Raw genomic sequence first — 21265 nt, 5'->3', positions numbered from 1 at the left:
GTAGATGGAGGTCATGATGCCATCGAGCTTTGCGTCGACTTCCTGGAAGGTCCAGGAGAGACGTTCGGAGTTCTGAGACATTTCGAGACCGGAGGTAGCAACGCCACCAGCGTTTGCAGCCTTAGCAGGTCCAAACAGAACGCCAGCCTTGAGGAAGGCTTCGATTGCTTCCGGAGTAGAAGGCATGTTAGCACCTTCAGCAACAGCCTTTACGCCGTTAGCGATAAGAGCCTTTGCGGATTCTTCGTCGATTTCGTTCTGAGTTGCGCAGGGCAGAGCGATGTCGCACTTGACAGTCCAAACGCCCTTAGAACCTTCGTGGTATTCAGAACCCGGAACGCGCTTTGCGTATTCAGAGATACGGCCTCGTTCGACTTCCTTGATCTGCTGAACGACTTCAACCTTGATGCCGTTCGGGTCGTAGATGTAGCCGTTGGAGTCAGAAACGGTAACAACCTTTGCACCGAGTTCCTGAGCCTTCTGGGTAGCGTAGATAGCAACGTTACCAGAACCGGAAATAACAACAGTCTTGCCAGCGAAGGAGTCGTTAGCGAGGTCCTTCAGCATTTCGCGGGTGAAGTAGCAGAGGCCGTAACCGGTAGCTTCGGTACGAGCGAGAGAACCACCGTAGGAGAGGCCCTTACCAGTGAGAACGCCAACGAATTCGTTGCGGAGACGCTTGTACTGACCGAACATGTAACCGATTTCGCGAGCGCCAGTACCCTGGTCACCAGCCGGAACGTCGGTGTCAGCGCCGATGTGCTTGGAGAGTTCAGTCATGAAGGACTGGCAGAAGCGCATCACTTCGTTATCAGACTTGCCCTTGGGTTCGAAGTCGGAACCACCCTTGCCGCCACCCATGGGGAGAGTAGTGAGGGAGTTCTTGAAGATCTGTTCGAAGCCGAGGAACTTGAGCATGGAGAGAGTAACTTCGCCACGGAGACGGAGACCGCCCTTGTAAGGACCGATAGCGGAGTTGAACTGAACGCGGTAACCGCGGTTAACCTGAACGTTGCCCTTGTCATCCAACCAAGGTACGCGGAAAGTGATCACGCGTTCCGGTTCAACGAGACGGTCGATAACGCCGTTGGTTTCCCAGGACTTGTCCTGAGCGAGAACGGGGTCCAGGGATTCGAGGAATTCGCGAACAGCCTGGTGGAACAAAGCCTGATCCGGGTCACGTGCGACGACCTTTTCATAGACGGACTTGAGGTAAGCATTCTGGATTGCCATAGTATTTATCTCCATTGAGAGTTTATTGTTTGTTTAAACTTTTGTGCCCGCTTTCGAGTGTTTATAGACCCTTGAGCATGGCATTTCTGTTACGGAAATAAAGATAACAAATAATGAAAAAAAACAAGTGGTCATGTACAAAAAACGTTAATTTCCTACAATTTTGTAAGTTACTTTTTTGAAAGATTTTCCAATTGCGTTTTTTGGTTAAATTTAAAGGGTCTATGTTGCAAAAACTAACAATTTTGTAAGATGCATTTATTTTGATTATTCTGTAAATATAGTTTTACATTACATTTTACGAAAAATGTTAATTGGGGTGCCGAAAATACACAAAAAAGGCCCTCTTGCGAGAGCCTTTCTATTACAATTTTTGGAAAAAACTACAAGTTGTTCAGTGTTTTGACCATTTGGTTCTTTCCGGAACTGATGCGAACGTTCAATACGCCCTTGACCTTAGGCTGCAGGCTTACTTCACGGCCCTGGCTTTCCAGCTTCTGCACCAAGGTTCCCTTCAGGTCAAAGACTTCAACCGTGAAAGGAGTACGCAAGGCGTTGGAAACAACGTAGGTGCCGTTGGAACCCACCATGCGGAGGGCGCCAGAGGGTGCAGCGACCTTACCCGCAATAGCCTGGACCGGGCTTCCGATTTCCTCGTCGGTCTTGGGAGCCTTCTTGGAAAGAATGTAGCCCAACGCACCAACCATGGGGGCGTTGATGTCCACGCAGACTTCGTTTTCATCCCAGGAGCCAACCTTACTATTGTGTCCCTGATTGTTGAACGCACCAGCAATCATGGCGCCAAAGTACTTGTTCTTTGCAGGCGGCTTCAAATCGGAATCCGGATTCTTGCTAGGATCTTCGTTGGCATAGTAGCCACGATGATGAACAGCGACAGGAGCCTTTGCACCGTTGCGGTCGAAGCCCGCCACGTAGGACTTGCTGTTGGCATTATCGCCCAGCAGGTAGGCCACGTTCTTCTCGATCAGTTCGTCGTAGTCCGTAGTGCCGGTAAACTTGGAATAAAGACCGTAAAGGAATGCGCCGCCAGACGGTGTACGCACAGAGAAGGAGCCGCCGCCACCTGTTTCCTTAGTGAAGATACCGTCAGCAGAGCTCTGGTTCTTATAGATACCATCCAGGAAATCCTTAGCATTCTTCTGGTTACCAGATGTGGGATCCCAGTCGAAGACGCCCTTGCCCATCACCACGGAAAGCGGCACTGCATTGGCATAGTTCAAGCGGGAGTAGCTACCGGATTCAAACTTCAGCTGGGAGAAATAAGTCTGAGCTTCAGTCTTGTAAGTTTCATCCTTGGTGGTACGGTAAAGTTCAAGCGCACCCAGGAAGGTTCCGTCGCCGGTACGGCCATCCCACCAACCGCTCTGGTAGTATCCGCCAGAAGTCGTAACGCTCTTGTGGGTCTTGGAATAGCCATAGGCATTCTTTGCTGCGGTCAGGTACTTGGCAGCACGTTCTGCATCCGGTTCCACACGGGCCATGATTGCCATAAAGGCGGCCACCATACCAGAAGAGTAAGCATCATCGGTGTCGGCCTGCATGGTGCGGGGGTCGCCACCTTCGGAGGTACCCATGGTGCTCATCTTACCCGGAGTCACCCAGTTCTTGTGGTCCACATCGCCATCGCCCTTCACGGCAACGAAGGAGGTAGTGCTGGGAGCTGCCTTCACCCAGAAATCAGCTTCGTAACGGAGTTCTTCCAGAAGGTCGCGGACCTTGTTGGGAGTGCCGCCGGCACGGGAATAGTCGCCGGAAGCCTTATAGTCGGTGTAGTCGCCGGTATAAAGGTCGTAATAGCCTTCGGTAAATTCCGCATAGGCCAAGGCCAGCACGTAGGCGCCAAAGCCCTGGGTCTGACCGAACATCACATGGTCACCGCAGTCGAACCAACCGCCGGAAACATCCTGGCCCTTGTATTCGTCCTTCAAGAAACTTGTGGGATAAGTGGTGCCATCGGCCATCCAGTTGGGGCCTTCACCAGAACGCTGGGCTCCGTAGAAACGGGTGGTCATCCATGCGGCTTCCACGAAGTCGTCGTCACTGAGGGCTGCCGGGGCATTGGTTGCTGCCAGGCCGAAGAGGGCAAGGCCAGCCACAAAACTTTTCTTAATAAACATCGCACCTCCAAAAGTGTTCTTTTTTAGGCTAAATCTATATTAAAAACCCAAAAATCAAAACCCACGAGTGTCGTAGCTCACGGGCTTCGGTCAGTTCAGAAGTTAATTCAGGACCTTCACCAGGGTATCGTGGAGCAGGCCGTTGCTGAAGATGACCTGTTCCGCATCCACAAACTGCATTTCGGTGCCGTCGATGTGGGTGGACTTTCCGCCAGCCTCTTCCACCAGGAGGGCGATGGCGGCAATGTCCCAGGGGTAGCTCATGGTCATCACGAAACAATCCAGGCGGCCGCATGCGGTAAAGCAACCTTCGATCACCGCAGAGCCGAAACACTTCACGCGTTCAAAGGCAACCGCCTCGGCGGCGAAGTTGCGGGAATTCTGGGCGTTGATCTTGGCAACCTCGCCTACATTGAAGTCCCCATTGCTGACGATCGCATGGGTGGGATTGCTTTCGCAGCTCACGTGAATGGGTTTGCCGTTCATGAAGGCGCCAAGCCCCTTGGCCGCAGTAAACATTTCGCCAAGTTTCGGGAGGTTCACGCAGGCCACAAGCGGCTTGCCCTCGAAATGAAGCGCAATGGAAATGCCCCACAGCGGAATACTGCGGCTAAAGTTCACGGTACCGTCCACCGGGTCAATGATCCAGCGGTAGCGCGGGTCAGAGCCTTCGATGACGCCCGCTTCCTCCGTACGGATGGAATGGGTGGGGAAAGCCTTGCGGAGACCTTCCACAATAAGCTTTTCGCTGGTGACGTCGGCGATGGTGACCACGTCCTTCGCGGTCTTGTATTTTACGTCGCCCAGGTTGTTCTGCAGTTCCAGGCAGATCTCCCCTGCCCTACGGGCCAGATCCTCAGCCACCTTCAAAAATTCACTTTTTTCAATCGCGCTCATGGAAAATCCTCGCCATTACAACGTTACGACACCACTATTACGCCGCAAAATATAGGAAAATGAAAAAAAAAGGATACCAAAACACCCCAAGATATCCATTTGGTACCCCAATTTTTAGTTTGTTCAAAACAAAAGCATCGTCAAAGCAAACTTTTCATAACAAAAATCTATCATTTAACTATCAAAAGATAATTATTTATCATTTTTCATTATTATTTCAACAAAAAAATCGATAATTTATACGAAAAACAGGGTACTAAAAAGCCCCCAAATACCCATTTGGTACCCATTTCCGAACAAATACAATCTTTTTGAATCAAATCTCTTGACAATTCATTTCCGTCAAATTATATTTAACATATAAGTTAAATGTTAAATAAGCCAAACGCTGCAAAACACGCCAGTGTTTTAACAGCCGAAGCGAAACGACCATGAATAACGAAGTTATTTCATGTCGGAGAGCGGAGGCTGTGAAATAAAACATGCTTGCATGTTTTATAGCCGAGGCGAAACAACAGAACGACGAAGTCGTTCCATGTTAAATAAGCTTGGGATGCGACGAAATCGTTCCGCGCACAACGTTCTTATTAAACCTTTTTGGAGATTGCCTATGGCATTACAAGATACCCTTCAGGCCTTGTCGGACCCAACGCGCCGACAGATCCTGAACATGCTCAAGGGCGGCAAGAAGACTGCAGGAGAAATAGCTGAGGCCTTTGAAATTTCGGGCCCGGCCATTTCACGCCACCTGACTGTCCTGAAAAATGCGGACCTGATCCGCGACCGCCGCGATGGAAAATTCATCATCTACGAACTCAGCACATCTGTTCTCGAAGAAATCATGATGTGGGTAAAAGATTTAAAAGAAACACCTAAAGGAGAAAAGTAACATGAACAACAAATGGAAAATTCTTATTTCCCTGTTCGTCATCGCCATGACATCCGTCGCAGGGATTATCCTGTGGGACAAGCTGCCCGCCCAACTGCCGGTGCATTTCAACCTGAACAACGAACCCGACAATTTTATGCCCAAGGCAGGAGCCGTTTTCGGGATTCCCGCATTCCTGATGGCAATCCAGTTGCTCTGCCTCCTGGACACACACATCCAGTTCAAGAAAAACGGCCAAATCAGGAAGTACCTCCCCTACATTATATGGCTCGTTCCCGCCATCGCCATATTCGTCATGGGAAGCATCATCATGTTCTCCCTGGACATCAAGTTCAACCTTACGCTGTTTGTCACCATTTTCCTGGGAGTCCTGTTTGTGATTCTTGGAAACGTCATGCCCAAGGTCACCCAGAACATGATCTTCGGCATACGCATCTACTGGACGCTCAAGAACGAGGACAACTGGTTCCACACCCACCGCGTTGGCGGATTCGCCTTTGTCATTGGCGGACTGCTGATGATTTTCACAAGCCTTCTGGAAAACATCTACGTCACAACAACTTTGCTGATCGCAACAGCGATCGTCCCCGTCGCATACTCATGGATTTTCGCGCTCAGGCACAAGTAAATCGAAGCGACCAGCTAAAGCAAACTAAAGCAAAAGGATACCTGTTTTCAGGTATCCTTTTTCAATTCTTCGGCGACGTGTCGACAGCTAATCGTTCAGCTGTAAACCGACAGCTAATCGTTCAGCAATGAACCGACCGTTAATCGTTCAGCAGGGCGCCAACATACTCGGCGGCGTCCACGCGGACAGGCATCAGGTAGGCGCGCTGGTTCGCATCGGCGATAGACTTAAGCAGGGCGCGACCCGTCTTCACGTTGCTTTCGAGAGTAATGTCGAAATCCGGCGGGAAAACAACCTTGTTTGTATTCTCCCAGTAGAACTTGGACTTTTCGGAAAGCACAGGCGCAATGCCATACCAGACCTCAGCTTCGGGAATCTGCTCCATCCACTGTTCCAGCATACCCACGCTGAAGAAAGGCTGGGTGTAGAAGCCGTCGGCGCCGGCGTCCAGCTTACGCTTGGCGTAGTCCAGTTCCTCGCGGAAGCTGGTACGGAACGGGTCAAGACCCGCAAATATCTTAAGGGTCGGGAACAGCTTGCGGATTTCACGGATGGCAAGCACCGAAGTCAGGCCGGAAGGCTGGAATCCAATATCCTTGGGCGGGTCGCCTGCAATGATCAAGACTTCCCTGAGGCCCATGGAAGTAAGCACGCCAAGCATTTCAATCAGTTCCGTAAGGGAACGATCCACCATGCGGAAGTGAGGGGTTACCGGAATGTGGTTTGCAATCAGCGCACGGGCTGATTCGTAGGACTTCACAGAAACCGTACGGATTTCCGGAACATTCACTGTGGTAATGGGAAACTTAGACAAGCAATCCCTGGATTCCTCAACAAGGCCTTCCAAGGTACGGGGTACCAATTCAAGAGCAATAGACTTAGGCAAATTCTTAATCATAGCCTAAAGTTATAAATTGGCCCGTCCTTTGTCAATGCATATATGCAAATTTCTGCATAAAAGAATATTTGTAATGAACCATAATAGAAAGCCCCGATCACCAGACCGAGGCTTTTCCTATAACAAGCTGTATCGAGACTTTATTCCGGATAGGCGCAGCAGCGGAAGCCGATAGCCGGGCTCTTGTAGAATGCGGCAGCCTGGCGGTAGGCGATTCTTTCCTTCTTGACGAACACCACTTCGACGCGGTCCGGTTCGTAGGTCAGGCCATTAGCCACCTTCTCCAACCATTCGTCGCCACCCTTCTTGTATTCGGCATAAGGTGCGTAGTCCTCGCCTATCTTGTTGCCGTCTGCATCCAGCACGTTGAAGAACTGCAGGGAATCCGTGAAGTCTTCCTTTGTAAGGACGGGCTTCTTCTCGTAGGGAGTTCTCGAAGTATCCGCAACAAAGACCGTATCCACGCGGGTTCCTTCGCGGTAGAGGTACACAGTATCCTTGGTGTAGTCGGGCCTTGTGTAGTACGGGAAGCTGCGGTTGGTGCAACGGGCCTGGGTTTCGCGATCCAGGCCACCGAAGACCTTATAACTGCCGCCCTTCAGCACAGTAAGCGTATCCTCGGATCTTCCGCGGACCCATTCCTGCAACTGGCCCGGCATGTCATGAACGCCCATGGGGTTCAGGCAGCGGGAACTGCGCTTGGAAATATCCAAAGCAGGAACAGAATCGTTGGTGGCAACATTGCAGTTTGCAAAGAGGTAATCGGAGTTGTCCTCAGAACTTTCTTCGATCACGCCATAGGAAAGTGTACCTCCGGAGAGACACACCAGTTCCCATTCGCGTTCGCCGCAAAGGTCAAAGGTAAAACCGGAACCGGACATGGCCTGGCAGGCAGCCAACGCCTCGGAGTGCAGCACGTTATTGACAAACGTTCCGGAATCATCACGATGTTCGTAACGTTCCATGCAGAAGGTCGTTGTATCGGATGTAGAGACAAGGATAAATCCTTCGGGGCATTCCACATCCTTGGCCTTTTCGCTAGGCGCAACGACGATGGTGTCGATTACAGCCTTGGAGTAGTATCCCGAAACGTCCCTAGAACGTACGCGCAAAATCAATGTGTCACCAGGGGCTACCCAGCGGATCGTGTCAGTCACGAACTCGCCTTCTTCTGCATCGGCCACCATGGTATCGGCTTCAAGCTTGTAACGCTTGCTGTATCTGGAAAGATCTCCCCCAGCATAGCCGAACTTCACCCATTCCTTGTTGGTGCGGTCGTAGTAGTCAACGTAGTAGCCTTCAATTTCTTCGTTTATGCACTGGTAGTCCTTGAGGGTCTCGCTGTAAAGACAAGAGTCCGGAATAGACAGCAAAGTATCCACGGTGATGCCGTGATTCTTGACTCGCGGGTCTACGCTGCGGCCCCAGAAAACTCTCAGACGGTTGTTGCTGTCTAGGCGTGCCAGTTCGGGGAATACGGAATCCTTCAAGGTAAGAATCGTGGAACCAATCAGCGGAGCGATGGAATCCGTTGTATAGAACATGGTGTTGGACCAGGGCATGTTGGACTTTTCGTCACCAGAGCCGTTGCCACTGGAATCCCAGGAGGAGATACCGATGGTATAGCGAGATTCCGCCTTCAGGCCTTCAAGCACCAAGGTAAAGGCATTGGCCTCGAAGTCTTCAGTATCGTAGCCCTTACCATCGAGAATTGCGATACGCAACAAGTTCTTTGCAGAAGTAACGGAATCCACCCATACGGAATCGTTGGTATTGGAACGGATTCTTGCATGACGCTTGTAAATCTTGGTGCCGGTGGAATCCACGCCTTCGGAATTGGAGACCTTCACCTTGACCTTACGGATATCTTCGTCTTCGTCGAGGGCGTACACCACAATATTGTAGCCGACGATGGGGCCGGACAAGTCGCCGGAGGAATAAAAGTCGGTCTGGTCTGCAGGACGGTTCCATACAAATTCTGCGCCGGTGGTCCATGTTTCAGGATCCCTCAGGTTCACGACGGAAGGAGCCATCCTGTCCTTGAAATGCACATAGATGCGCTGCACGGTTCCCGGTTGTTCGTCGTCGGAATAGTCGCAGTAGAAGGCGACCATCAGGCTGTCCAGTTTCTTGCTGTCGTCTTCCTTGCCTTCCTCCATCAGCTTGGACACATAGGAGGACACATCCACATAGCCATAAAGTTCGGAAGTACCGGTCTGATATTCAATCACTTCGTCGGCACGCTTCAAGTCGTCTTTTGTCACAGCCTTGGATGTGTCATCCAAAACCATGTTATCAACCCACACGTAGATGTTGGTCAGCTTTTCGGTTTCCATAGGATAGTGGAAACGTACCTGGAAACAAGTGTCGCCATGTTCTCCGCTGGACTTGCATTCACGAACAACGGAAAGATCAGTCACTTCGCGATTGAAAAGGAATTCCGAGTCGTTATCGTCATCGGAGCAAGCAATAAAAAGCCCAGCAACCAGGGCCAGCAAAAAGAACTTGAGATAGCGCAAAATCATCGCCCTATAATCTAGCAAAAACAAGACATAAAAAATAAGGCCACCCCTGCGGACAGCCTAAAATTAAAGAACCTCCCCGAGAGGAGGTTCTTTAAAACTCAAAAGTTTGTCACTCTGATTCAAGGAAGGATTCCAAAGGGAATCAAACCCAGTTATTGAGATTAAACGTTTACTAGATGACTCTAGGAAAGGTTCCAAGGGAAACCATGAGGTTTCCCTTGCATCTCAATTAGTTTTCTTCAGCGTAGACAGAGACCTTCTGACGCTTAGCGTCGAGACGTTCGAACTTTACAACGCCATCAATGAGGGAGAACAAGGTGAAGTCCTTGCCCATGCCGACATTCTTGCCGCTGTGGAAGTGAGAACCGCGCTGACGGACGATGATGTTGCCAGCCTTGACAACTTCACCAGCATACTTCTTAACACCAAGATACTTGGCGTTAGAGTCGCGACCGTTACGAACAGAACCTTGACCTTTCTTATGTGCCATGGATTAAGCCTCCTTAGCCTTACGCAGAGAGTTCTTCTTAACCTTAGCTGGCTTCGGAAGGCCCTGAGCGATCTTTTCCTTGCGAGTGAGAGGCTTGTTCTGAGCCTTCTGCTTAGCAAGGGCAGCCACGCGAGCGCGGTTGCGGGTAATAACCTGAGAGTCTACAACTGCAGATTCTGCGCCGGAGCGGAGTTCCGTAACGAGCACTTCGGTGTAGCCCTGACGATGACCGTTACGACGTTCGTAACGAGTACGACGCTTCTTCTTGTAAACGATAATGGTATCGTACTTGTCGTGGGCGAGAACTTCGACCTTGACAGAAGCATCATTCAGGACAGGGGTGCCGATTTGCACTTCTTTTCCTGCGAAAAGAAGAACGGACTTCAGTTCCACTTCAGAACCAACAGCGGCGTCGATAGTCGGAACCTTGTAGGTCTTGCCGAGTTCGACTTTATACTGGAAACCACCTGTTTCAACAATAGAATACATTTTGTAATCCTTTTTAGGTTGCTATTGGAGTCCCAAATTTAGTAAGAAACCTTTGTCAATCAAAGGGATGGAGCGCAAAAAACCTCAACTTTTTCACATTTTTTCAACAAAATTAGGTTCCAGGTACGAGGTTCGAGGTTCAATAAATCCAAAATAGGGCAAATTTAGCCTACCTAACCACTAACCACCAACCACTAACCACTTTTCTTTTTCTAGATTATGCATCGAAATTTATAAAGGACACTCTACATGAGCAAAATTACGAGCCTGAACGGCGAATGGCAAATGATCTGGGACACCGAAGACCAGGGCATTTCCAACCGTTGGTATGCAACTTATCCTGAAAACACCGAAAACGTTCAAGTCCCCCACATCTGGGAACGGGACTTCGACAAGCTTTTGATGTCCCAGGATTGCGCCTATTATTTTAAGCGTTTTACCATCGAAGACGAAAAGCAGGTCACCAAGCGTATTTTCCTGCGCTTCGACCGCATTGCCACCCACGCCACCATTTGGCTCAATGGTAAGTTCCTCGGCACCCACTTCGGCGCCTACACCCCATTCGTCATCGAAACCCAGAAGGCCCTGAAGATCGGCGAAGAAAACATTCTTTGCGTACGCGTGGCCAACATGGGCGCCTCCAACAGCCGTATCGACTTCGGCCGTGAATCCAAGGAAGGTGCAGACGACCGTTACGTACACCCCAGCGAAATGCCGGTTGGCCTCCCCTGGAACCAGTATCCGTACGGCGGCATCATCGGTAACGTGGACCTCATCCAGGGTACCGCAGCATTTATCGACCACGTCCGCGTCGAACCGGACATGGACCAGGACCGCGTGGCTTGCGAAGTCAGCTTCAACAACCCCCGTGGTTTCCAGACCCGCCTCCGCATTCTCATGAAGAACCCGGCCGGCGACGTCTACGAACATTTCATCGACAACATCAAGCTGGACAAGGAAAACGCCACCCAGCGCTACGTGTTCGAAGTCAAGGATCTCAAGAAGGACCACTTCCAGTGGAGCCCGGACCATCCCAATGTCTACGCTATTGAATTCCAGATGGAAATCAAGGCCGGCAAGGAAAAGGACGGCAAGGAAGTCAAGCGTCCTGAATACGCCTTCCCCGTTGTCCGCACGTTCGGTTTCCGCAAGTTCGACTGCCTCAAGGGCGACTACTACCTGAACGACCAGATCCTCAAGATCCAGGGTATCAGCTACAACCAGCAGTGGAGCAAGGGCGGCCTCTGGACCTACAAGAACGAAAAGCTCGAAAAGGACCTCAAGGCCATCAAGGACGCAGGCTTCAACGCCATCCGTTCCTGCGGTGCTCCTCTGACCGAAGAAGCTCTGGACCTCTGCGACAAGATGGGTCTCATCGTGTTCCAGGAATTTCCAATCCACACCATGCGTTCTACCACCGAAGGTCTGGAAATCGCAAAGAAGTTGATCAACGATATCGTCAAGGAACAGCACAACCATCCGTCTATCGGCGTGTGGGTTCTCGGTTCCGAAAACGGCACCTTCCTGCTGCAGAACGGTAACAAGATGCTGAACGCTATCAGCCCGGTGGACATGACCCGTCCGGTGATCAGCAACCTGAATTCCATCTACCTCGATAACGAAGGCAACTTCCGCAAGGATACCGGCAAGCTCCTGCCTGTTACCGTGGACCGCATTTCCCCGTACGCAACACTCCGCGTGAACCCGCGTATGAACCCCAGCGCAACCTATAGCCACTACCTCGCCCACAGCTTCGATCGCGACAACGAAGAACTGATGGTTCCGGATGCAGGCCTCGGTGACGCTGTGTTCCAGGATGAAGAAGAAAATGTAGCCAGCGATATTTCCAACAAGATGCTGGTGACCCTGAAGAACCACACCCTCCTTCCGGCAGACGCAACCAACATCGAAGGTCCCCGTGCCGCCAAGAACCAGAAGGCAATCAAGACCTTCGTCAAGGCTGTGGAATCCTTCGTGGAAAGCGACCTCTCCATCTGGAAGTCCTACAAGGACTTCAATGCCGACGCACGTCGCATCGCTCTGAAGAGTAAGCTGGACCAGATTACCGCATTCCAGAGCAACCCGCAGATCGCAGGTTTCTTCCTGGACCACTGGGCAGACTGCAGCACCGACTTCAGCGGCTTGAACGACGAAAACCGCAAGTCCAAGGGCTTCGATGAATTCATCAGCGAAATCACTACTCCCAGCCGCGCCCTGGTTAGCGAACTGGAACATGTGGTTGCACCGCAGAGCGAAGTCAGCTTCCAGATTACTTTGTTGAACAACAAGCGTTACGAAGACGTTTCCGTTGAAATCAAGTTGCTGGACGCACAGGGCAAGGAACTCTCCAGCCAGACCATGGAACCGGAAGAACCGGCCGGCAAGACAAGCCTTACACAGCTCGGCATCTGCACCATGATGGCTCCGCGCAACGTGGGCAAGTACCAGATCAAGGTGACCTTGATCGACGACGGCAAGGCAATCCACTCCTCCACCGAAGACCTGCTTGTTATTGACCAGGCCGACGTTGGCAGCGCAGAAAAGAAGGTTTGCTTCCTGGACAACTGCGAAGAATCCAGCGATGCATTGGTCGCCCTCAACGGTCCCGAACAAATTATCTTCACTGCAAACCTCAGCTCTTGGCCCGATGAAATTTTGGACAAGATTGTGGACGTCACCAAGAACGGCGGCAAGACCTTGCTGCTCTCCGATATGACCCAGGAAGATATCGACTTCTTGAACCAGAGCCATCACTTCGAAAGCACCATCGAATCCCACTGGAGCACTGGTGCAAACGAACTTGCTCTGCACTACCTGCCGAAGGGTTCCCCGTTGGCAAGCGTGTTCGGCGACTCCGCAGTCCTCGACCACATGGCCGCAGCAGTGATGCCCAGCATCTCCCTGAACGAACTTCCGGGTGCAACCGTGTTCGCTCGCGACATCGCCTTCAAGGATGGCGAAGTCAAGACCGGCGCAGACCTGCAGCTCTATCCGTTCGGCAAGGGCAAGATCATGTTCAACCAGTTCAACGTTTTCGAAGGTCTCGAAACCAACGCTCTGGCTGACGCATTGTTCTCCAAGATCGTAGACCTGCTGTAATAGCGTAAAGGTTGAAAATTAAAAGGCCGCGGAAAGTTCCGCGGTCTTTTTTTAGTTTGTAAAAAAAAGACTTGGAGGCGAGTGAAGCGCAAAAGTTTACTTTTGCATTTCCGAGCCGAACAGGATTAGTTTGATAAAACAAAAGACTCGGCGTTGCATGAGAGAGAAAACAACACCGAGTCTAAGCACCCAAGTCCGATACCCTGCAACTACAAGCCAATGTTGCGAGTAATAACAAACCTGTAACAATAAAATACACTTAAATGTGATGAAAATCAAGCGGACGTCCATTTTTTCAACTCAAACTTTATTCCAAATTGGAGTAATTTCCGCCCCTATTATCTATATTTACGCCCATGAATATCGAAGATATTGAAGTTTACGCCGAAACTCTGGCCAAGAACGCCAGAAAGGCATCCCGCGGCCTCCGTACCTTGAGCGCCGAAAGCCGTAACGCAGCCCTGAACCTGGTGGCAGCAAAGCTCCGCCAGCAGAAGGAAGCCATCCTCGCCGCCAACAAGATTGACCTTGAAGCTAGCGCAGGCAAGATCAGCGACTCCATGATGGACCGCCTGACCTTGAACGACGCCCGCATCGAAGCCATGGCCAAGGGTGCCGAAGAAATCGCCGCCTTCGCCGACCCGCTGGGCCGCGTCCTGGAATCCCGCGAACTGAAGAACGGCATCAAGATCAGCCGTGTGGCGGTACCCATGGGCTCCATCTTCTTTATCTACGAAAGCCGCCCCAACGTAACCATCGACGGCGCATGCCTCTGCTTCAAGTCCGGCAACGCAGTGGTGCTCCGCGGCGGCAAGGAATCCCTCAAGTCATCCCAGATTCTGGCAGGCATCTTCCGCAGCGCCCTCACGGAATGCAGTATCGACGCCGACGCCGTACAGCTGGTGGAAAACCCGGACCACGCTCTTGTGACCAAGTTGCTCCAGATGAACGACTACCTGGACCTGGTTATCCCCCGCGGTGGCGAACGCCTCATCCGCGCCGTGGTCGATCAGAGCAAGATTCCTGTGATCAAGCATTTCAACGGCATTTGCCATGTCTATATCGACAAGGCTGCCGACCTCACCAAGGCAAAGAACATCCTTATTAACGCAAAGACCCAGCGCACCGGCGTCTGCAACGCCATGGAATGCGTGCTGTTCGACCGTCACCTGGACAAGGCCGCCGTGCTGGACTTGGTGAAGGCTCTCCAGGACAAGGGTGTGGAATTCTACGGCAACGCAGAATGCGTCAAGGAACTGCCCAACGTTACCGACATCGGCGACGAAAGCAACTACCATCATGAATACCTGGCCCTCAAGTCCAGTGTCAAGTTCGTGGACGGTGTCGAGGAAGCCTGCGAGCACATTGAAAAGTACAGCAGCCGCCACACGGAAGCCATCGTTTCCGAAGACGCCGCAGCACAGGACTACTTTGCCGCCAACGTGGATTCAAGCAGCGTCATGTTGAACGCCAGCACCCGCTTCGCGGACGGTGGCGAATACGGGCTGGGCGCAGAAGTGGGCATCAGTACCGACAAGATCCACGCTCGCGGCCCCATGGGTGTGGAAAGCCTCTGCACTTACAAGTGGATTCTCCGCGGAAACGGCCAGGTTCGAGGTTAAAAGTCCCAGTTTAAAGAAATTTTTCAGCCGGGCGACCGTCTTTCATCAAAAAAAATCACTTTTTTTATGAAGATTGATTCTTTTTTGACAAAAATATATTACTATAGCGATAAGAAATACGGAACGCCATCTGAAAGGAGTATAGTTCATGGCAAGAAAGAAAGCTAGCAACGACGATTTGGATAACGAACCGATCGTACCTAACGAAGATACCGAACTTGATGAATCCTCCATCTTCGAAGAAGAAGAGGATGAATCCGAAGACAAGGGCATTGACGAAATCCTCGGCGGTGCAACTCTTGGCCGCGCAGGCTCCGACATCGATGGTTGGGGCGGTGGCGAAGACTACGAAGGCTAGTCTCAATTCCGTTCTGTGAATTTAAAGAACTCCCAGTCTTTTGACTGGGAGTTTTTTTTGCAAGTTTTGCCTGTATAAAAAGAAAGACCTAGCTTTTCAGCGAGGTCTTCCTTTAAGTATTTAATTAAGCTGTTAAGCTAAATCTCTTACTTGGAGATAACGCGAGCCATTTCGCAAACCTTGTTGGAGTAGCCCCATTCGTTATCGTACCAGGAGCAAACCTTCACGAAGGTCGGGTCGAGCTGGATGCCAGCCTTGACGTCGAAGATGGAGGTGCGAGAGTCGTTGCGGAAGTCGGTAGAGACAACTGCATCTTCGGTGTAACCGAGAACGCCCTGGAGGCCGCCTTCGGAGATCGGAGTTTCAGAAGCCTTCTTCATAGCAGCGCAGATCTGTTCGTAGGTAGCTTCGGTGTTGAGTTCAGCGGTGAGGTCAACGAAGGAAACGTCGGAAGTCGGAACGCGAACGGACATACCGGTGAGCTTGCCGTTGAGAACGGGAAGAACAACACCAACAGCCTTAGCAGCACCAGTGGAGGACGGGATCATGTTTTCGAGAATGCCACGGCCACCGCGCCAATCCTTCTTGGAAGGACCGTCAACAGTCTTCTGAGTAGCAGTTGCAGCGTGGATGGTGGTCATGAGGCCGCGCTTGATGCCGAAGGTGTCGTTAAGAACCTTGGAAATCGGAGCCAAGCAGTTGGTGGTGCAGGATGCGTTGGAGATGATCTTTTCGCCAGCGTAGGTGTTGTGGTTAACACCGTAAACGAACATCGGGGTCTTGTCCTTAGCCGGAGCGGACATGATAACCTTCTTAGCACCAGCCTTGAGGTGAGCTTCAGCGAGTTCAGCAGTCAGGAAGAAGCCAGTGGATTCAACAACAACGTCAACGTCCAGAGCGCCCCAAGTGATTGCGGAAGGATCCTTTTCAGCGAAGATCTGGATCTTGTTGCCGTCAACGATGAGGAAGTTGCCTTCAACTTCGATCTTGTGGTTGAAGATGCCGTGTACGGAGTCGTACTTCAGCATGTATGCGAGGTAGTCAGCGTCGAGGAGGTCGTTGATACCGACAACCTGGATGTCGTTAGAGAAATTTTCCACAGCAGCGCGGAACACCATACGGCCGATACGACCGAAACCATTGATACCGAGTTTGAGAGCCATTATTGGATCCTTTGTTTTATTGTGAAATGCTTGCCACAAAAAAGAGGGTGGCGTGCGTTTGACACCAAATTTATTAAAATTGCGTCAGTTGAGTAGGTCTTTTTAGAAAAAATTTTGCATTTATTGGGTTATGAGTCACTTTAATCACAAAATTTTCCGTCTTGTCCCTGTTTTCGGACTGTTTTTTTTGGTATCCTGTGCAGGAAACGGTCAACCGCTTACCGAGGTCGACCCGAAATCCGGCAATTCCGGAACCACCAATGTAGCCGACGACTATTTCGGGGACTACGATTCCTCCCCCGCTGTTTCCGCAAATTCTGCAAAATCCGACAAAAACGGCGAAAAGGGCCAAAGTGCTGCCCGAACCGCCAAGGCCAGTTCCGTCAGTTCCGACTTCTTCAGCTTTAACCCGCCCAACGGCGGCGAAGGCTGGACCTTGATCAGCGGACCTGCCGACGGCGAAAGCGGTGTTCCCTACGAATTCTATAATGCGGGCACCGGCCGACGCGCCGTGCTTATCGAGGTGGAACTGCCCAAGGGCGAACCCATGCGCTTGATGGACCGCGCTCAGATGGAAATGCAGGCCTTCGAAAGCAGTGGCAAGAAGGCAACCCTGGCGGAAACCTATCCCGAGGAAGCCTTCGGTTCCACAGGCGCTTTCTTCGACGTAGCCGGTAAGCGCTATGACACACCCTACGAAGCCGTAGGTCTCGTGACCGGCGCAGGCTCCCACGTTTACTCCCTGACCCTTTCTGCAACGGACAATGTCCCTGCCCAAGGCGCCCTGAAGGAAGAATGGAAGGAGTTCTTTGCCGGATTCGAAATGATGGAAGAATCTTCCGAAAACGGTCCGGAACTTTCCCCGGAGCGAGTGCAGAAGTTTGAATCCGAGGCACTGGGCTACACCTGGAGCACAAAGGACACCCTCTGGCACCACTGGATGGGCATCAGCCGCCAGAACGAAGACCCGGATCTCGTGCTCAGCAACAAGGGCGAAGACATTTCCATGTTCGTCTACGGAGCCATGGTTCCCAGCGACGTGGTGAACCAGAACGACTTGTTCAAGGTTCTCCTCACACGCCTTGGCGTGGACTATACCAACCCCACCATGGACATCCGCCGTGTGAAGGTAGGCAACCAGTACGCCCAGGAATTCACCCTCACCCATACTGTAAATAAGTTTGACTTCGCCTACAAGGGCCGCTATTTCTACGAAGACGGCCGCGGCATCTTGGTCGTTACCTGGACTCAGGGTATCAACCAGAAGAAGTACGGCAAGATCATGGACAACGCCATCGAAGGCTTGACTGTAAAGGCTAAGCCCGCCGTGGAAACTGCCGATGGAGAATCCGCCAAGAAGCAGGCTAAGTTCAACGCCGCCATCATGAGCCAGGTGGGCTTGCTCCGCCTGTTAGAAAACCAGCCGTTGGTTGCCCTCAGCTACTTTGAACGCGCCAACAAGATGGACCCGGAAGAACCGCTCTATCTTATTAACTGCGGCTTTATCTACCAGATGAAGGAACTTTACGGACCGGGCATCAGCCACTTCGAAAGCCAGAGGGAACTGGTTCGCAAGAGTGGTCAGCTCCTTTCCATCCTTGGTGAAATGTACGAAGCCTTGTTCGACTACGGCCGCGCCCGCGAATGTGCCGAAGCGGCTCTCCGCTACACTCCCAACAACCCGGAATACGTCATTAACCTGAGCGACGCCCTCTGGGGTCTCGGCCAGCGTAACCAGTCCCTGATTGTGGTGCAGCGTCTTTACGACACCCAGCCCAGCGCACGACTTGGTATCTATCTTGCCAAGACCTACATGGGTTTGGACCAGTACGCCGAAGCCGTGGATGTTCTTTATGCCGTCCGTGGACGTTTCGGTATGAGCGTTGAACTGGGTACCACCTTGATGGACGCCCTTATGTTCCTGGGTCGTTTCGAAGAAGCCCGCGCCATCAGCGAAGAAACTCTGGCCAAGGACAGGAACGACTACAAGATTTGGACCATGCAGGGCAAGATCCTTTTCTACAGCCGCAACTACCGCGACGCAGAAAAGTCCCTCACCAAGGCTTTGGCTTTGAAGCCGGATAACGAAGACGCCAAGAGCTTCCTCTCCGCCACCAAGGCATTCCTGGGCAAGGCTGACAACCGCACTTTGCAGAAGCCCATTGACCCTGTGGAAGCACGTACCGCAGACCTCAAGACCTTGCTCCGCCCGGAAGCCAAGGCAGAAGCCACCGAAGGAGACTTCCCCGCTGTTATCCATTACCGCAAGGAATCCCTGAAGGCAGAAAAGGGTTCCAACTGGACCCGCACCGAAGAAATGTTCATGGAAATCCTGGACATCCGCGGTGCCGCCATCTACCGCGAATTCACCTTCGACTTCTTGCCGGGATTTGACCGCATTTACATTAACGCTCTCGAAGTTTACGACAGCAACATGAAGCTGAAGCAGAAGGTAAACCTCAACGGCGTCTATATTACTTATGCTACAGAAATCGGTGGCGGCAACGAAAGCCAGACCGCCCACTTCCCCTTGCAGGAACTGGAACCGGGCGATTTCGTGTACATGCAGTACAGCCGCACCAATATTGAAAACAAGGGCATGATTCCCTTCACCAACTTCGTCAGTTCCAAGGATGTTCCCGTGGGCGAAGCAAGCTTCCGCATCTTTGCAGACAAGGAACGTTTCGTTACCGAAGAATACGGCCCGCTGGAAAAGCAGGACATCAAGGGCGGCGTGGAATGGAAGATTACCAACCCTGTGGTGATCCGCAAGGAATTGTACATGCCGGTTTATCGCGACTTCGGCGCAGGCCTCATGCTTACTGGCAAGCAGGAATGGAAGGAAGTTGGCGAAGATTACCAGAACCTGATCAAGCATCAGTTCAAGCAGGCAGTTTCCGTTCGTGAAAAGGCTTTCGAAGTCCGTGGCAACAAGATTGGCGACGAAGCCGTAAAGGCCTTGATCCGCTTTGTTCGTCAGGACATCCGTTACCGAGACATCCGTTTCGGCGGCCACAGCCTTATCCCGCAGACCGCAGAAGTGACCTTGAAGGAACACCGCGGCGACTGTAAGGACATGGCTTTGCTCCTGAAGGAAATGCTGGCAACCATCGGCGTGAAGAGCTACCTCACTGCAATTCACTTGACTGAAGAAGGCTTTGAACAGCTCCCCACCATTCAGCAGTTCAACCACATGATTCTGTACATCCCGAAGCAGGACAAGATCAGCGAAATGTGGGTTGACGCCACCGACAAGACCGGCAACGACCGCCCCGTTCCCCTGGATATGGAAGGCAAGGTGGCCTTGGTTATCGACGATGACAACAGCCATGTGGTAACCACCCCCATTCTTGAAGACAATCAGGAACACCAGATTTCCGTGGATCACCGTTTGTTCATCGGTAACGACGGCGACTGCGAATTCCGCGATTCCGTGGCCTTGACCGGTAAGTTCGGCAGCGTTATGCGTAACCGTTTCTACGGCCGTGACATCAAGGACCAGGAAAAACTTATGGAAGAATTCCTGATGACCGGTATTCCCGACGTGAACATCGGTAACCTGAAGATTGAAAATCTTGCTGATTTCAACAAGCCGCTGGTACTGATTGTAACCTACGCTTCCAAGGCCTATTTCGGCCAGGGCGGTTCCGAATTGAAGGGTCGCTTCCCCAACGTTTGGGAACGTAGCCTCTTCAAGCTGCCCAAGGTTACCAAGCGTCATCATCCCATCCGTATGCCTCACGAAACCCAGTTCAGCTATAGCCTGAGCGTAAAGGCAGCCAAGGGTCGCGAAGTCAGCGTTGCAGGCCCCAAGGCCATGAACCGCGAACCGGATTACGTCAGCTTTGAAAAGGGATGCGCCGAAGGTGTCAGCGCACAGAATTGCATCAAGTGGACTACTTTCGCATTGTACGCAGATCCTAGCGAATACGAAAAGATTCGCGAAGAATGGAGCTACCTGCTCAGCGAAACCAGCCCCATGATCATGGTGAAGTAAAGAAAAAGCCCTGAGGAAATCTCCTCGGGGCTTTTAATTTTACAGAAATTCGCGATTGCTTAAACTGTACGAAAATTATTTTTTCTTGATTCGGAAAACGGGCTGGTCTTTGGAATTCTTGGATTCCTCGAAGTATTCCATGGCGTGGATCAGCTTGGGCCAGGTGGCGTAACCGAAGTTCTTGGGAGAATGGGTAATCTTGCGGGAAACTAGCTGTGAAACCGTTGCAGCCAAAGCCCAGCCGTTATCATCCTGACATTCCTGGATCGCCTTGCGGATAGCGTTCATCAGGCGGGTATCACCGCGAAGCTGGCCCTTGTCGTAGCGGGCGACGCTGTTTGCAGATTCATCTTCGTAAGGTTCATCACCGGAAGCTGAATCCTTGAATTTATCCGTAAAGACAAACAGGTTGCAGGCATAAATAAATGCGGAAGGTGTTTTTTCTTCACCGAAACCGATCACAGTCTTGCCCTTGGCGCGAAGCTTCATGGCCAGCGGAGTAAAGTCGGAATCACTGCTGACGATGGCGAATACGTCGATATTTTCGGTGTAGAGGATATCCATGACATCGATGGTCATGGCCAAATCCGTAGCATTCTTGTTCTTGGTATAGGGGAACTGCTGCACCGGCTGGATTGCAAAGGGATGCAGCACGGTTTTCCACAAGCTGTTGTTTTCCCAGTTGCCGTAAGCGCGACGGATGCTTGTTTCGCCATGGTTGGAAAGTTCTTCCATGATGCCGTCGATAGCTTCGGCGCTGGCGTTATCGCAGTCAATAATCAGAGCAATTTTGTTTTCGGATTCCATGCGCAGAATATAGCAAACTAACCAAGCGACTG

The 21265-nt window shown here is 51.6% G+C and carries 15 protein-coding genes; 6 read left to right on the top strand and 9 right to left on the bottom strand.

Features of this window, described 5'->3' with window-relative positions; translation table 11 throughout:
- From gdhA to MJZ25_12600, 3 genes are all read right to left on the bottom strand, one after another.
- The coding region (gene gdhA / locus MJZ25_12610; protein MCQ2125014.1) for an NADP-specific glutamate dehydrogenase at positions 1-1233 on the bottom strand (1233 nt) is incomplete at its 3' end.
- Positions 1234-1616: 383 nt separating this feature from the next.
- Positions 1617-3371: a glycoside hydrolase family 9 protein gene (locus MJZ25_12605; protein ID MCQ2125013.1), complete on the bottom strand. Its 1755-nt coding sequence runs from the start codon at positions 3369-3371 to the stop codon at positions 1617-1619.
- Positions 3372-3473: 102 nt separating this feature from the next.
- On the bottom strand, positions 3474-4268 hold the full coding sequence (locus MJZ25_12600; protein MCQ2125012.1) for an inositol monophosphatase: 795 nt from the start codon (positions 4266-4268) through the stop codon (positions 3474-3476).
- A gap of 610 nt (positions 4269-4878) precedes the next feature.
- On the opposite strand from MJZ25_12600, the gene MJZ25_12595 reads away from it, so the two are divergent.
- Entirely contained in the window at positions 4879-5157 is a 279-nt protein-coding gene (locus MJZ25_12595; GenBank protein ID MCQ2125011.1) for an autorepressor SdpR family transcription factor, read from the top strand.
- A 1-nt stretch (position 5158) separates the two neighbouring features.
- Positions 5159-5785: an SdpI family protein gene (locus MJZ25_12590; GenBank protein ID MCQ2125010.1), complete on the top strand. Its 627-nt coding sequence runs from the start codon at positions 5159-5161 to the stop codon at positions 5783-5785.
- Between the two features lie 139 nt (positions 5786-5924).
- On the opposite strand, the gene MJZ25_12585 is transcribed toward MJZ25_12590, so the two are convergent.
- The 4 genes from MJZ25_12585 to rplU form a co-directional block, all read right to left on the bottom strand.
- Positions 5925-6683, bottom strand: a complete 759-nt coding sequence (locus MJZ25_12585) for a methylenetetrahydrofolate reductase (GenBank protein ID MCQ2125009.1) — start codon at positions 6681-6683, stop codon at positions 5925-5927.
- Between the two features lie 140 nt (positions 6684-6823).
- The gene (locus MJZ25_12580) at positions 6824-9208 is read right to left on the bottom strand and encodes a hypothetical protein (protein MCQ2125008.1); all 2385 of its coding nucleotides are present in this window, start codon (positions 9206-9208) and stop codon (positions 6824-6826) included.
- A gap of 229 nt (positions 9209-9437) precedes the next feature.
- On the bottom strand, positions 9438-9698 hold the full coding sequence (gene rpmA / locus MJZ25_12575; GenBank protein ID MCQ2125007.1) for a 50S ribosomal protein L27: 261 nt from the start codon (positions 9696-9698) through the stop codon (positions 9438-9440).
- 3 nt (positions 9699-9701) lie between these two features.
- Positions 9702-10187 (bottom strand): 50S ribosomal protein L21, encoded by a 486-nt coding sequence (gene rplU, locus MJZ25_12570; GenBank protein ID MCQ2125006.1) that lies wholly within the window; start codon positions 10185-10187, stop codon positions 9702-9704.
- 249 nt (positions 10188-10436) lie between these two features.
- On the opposite strand from rplU, the gene MJZ25_12565 reads away from it, so the two are divergent.
- From MJZ25_12565 to MJZ25_12555, 3 genes are all read left to right on the top strand, one after another.
- The gene (locus tag MJZ25_12565) at positions 10437-13286 is read left to right on the top strand and encodes a beta-galactosidase (protein MCQ2125005.1); all 2850 of its coding nucleotides are present in this window, start codon (positions 10437-10439) and stop codon (positions 13284-13286) included.
- A gap of 356 nt (positions 13287-13642) precedes the next feature.
- Complete coding sequence (locus MJZ25_12560) at positions 13643-14908, top strand: glutamate-5-semialdehyde dehydrogenase (protein ID MCQ2125004.1); 1266 nt, start codon at positions 13643-13645, stop codon at positions 14906-14908.
- 148 nt (positions 14909-15056) lie between these two features.
- Complete coding sequence (locus MJZ25_12555; protein ID MCQ2125003.1) at positions 15057-15266, top strand: hypothetical protein; 210 nt, start codon at positions 15057-15059, stop codon at positions 15264-15266.
- Between the two features lie 146 nt (positions 15267-15412).
- On the opposite strand, the gene gap is transcribed toward MJZ25_12555, so the two are convergent.
- Positions 15413-16429: a type I glyceraldehyde-3-phosphate dehydrogenase gene (gene gap / locus MJZ25_12550; GenBank protein ID MCQ2125002.1), complete on the bottom strand. Its 1017-nt coding sequence runs from the start codon at positions 16427-16429 to the stop codon at positions 15413-15415.
- Between the two features lie 130 nt (positions 16430-16559).
- On the opposite strand from gap, the gene MJZ25_12545 reads away from it, so the two are divergent.
- Entirely contained in the window at positions 16560-20426 is a 3867-nt protein-coding gene (locus MJZ25_12545; GenBank protein ID MCQ2125001.1) for a tetratricopeptide repeat protein, read from the top strand.
- Positions 20427-20501: 75 nt separating this feature from the next.
- Here MJZ25_12545 and MJZ25_12540 read toward each other — a convergent pair whose 3' ends face one another.
- A complete protein-coding gene (locus MJZ25_12540) occupies positions 20502-21233 on the bottom strand; it encodes an NYN domain-containing protein (protein ID MCQ2125000.1) in 732 nt (243 codons plus the stop codon).
- Positions 21234-21265: the final 32 nt, after the last annotated feature.

The organism is Fibrobacter sp., assembly GCA_024399065.1.
Classification (GTDB): Bacteria; Fibrobacterota; Fibrobacteria; order Fibrobacterales; family Fibrobacteraceae; genus Fibrobacter.
Note: the sequence above shows the minus strand (reverse complement) of the source record. Positions and strands in the feature narration are given on the sequence as shown.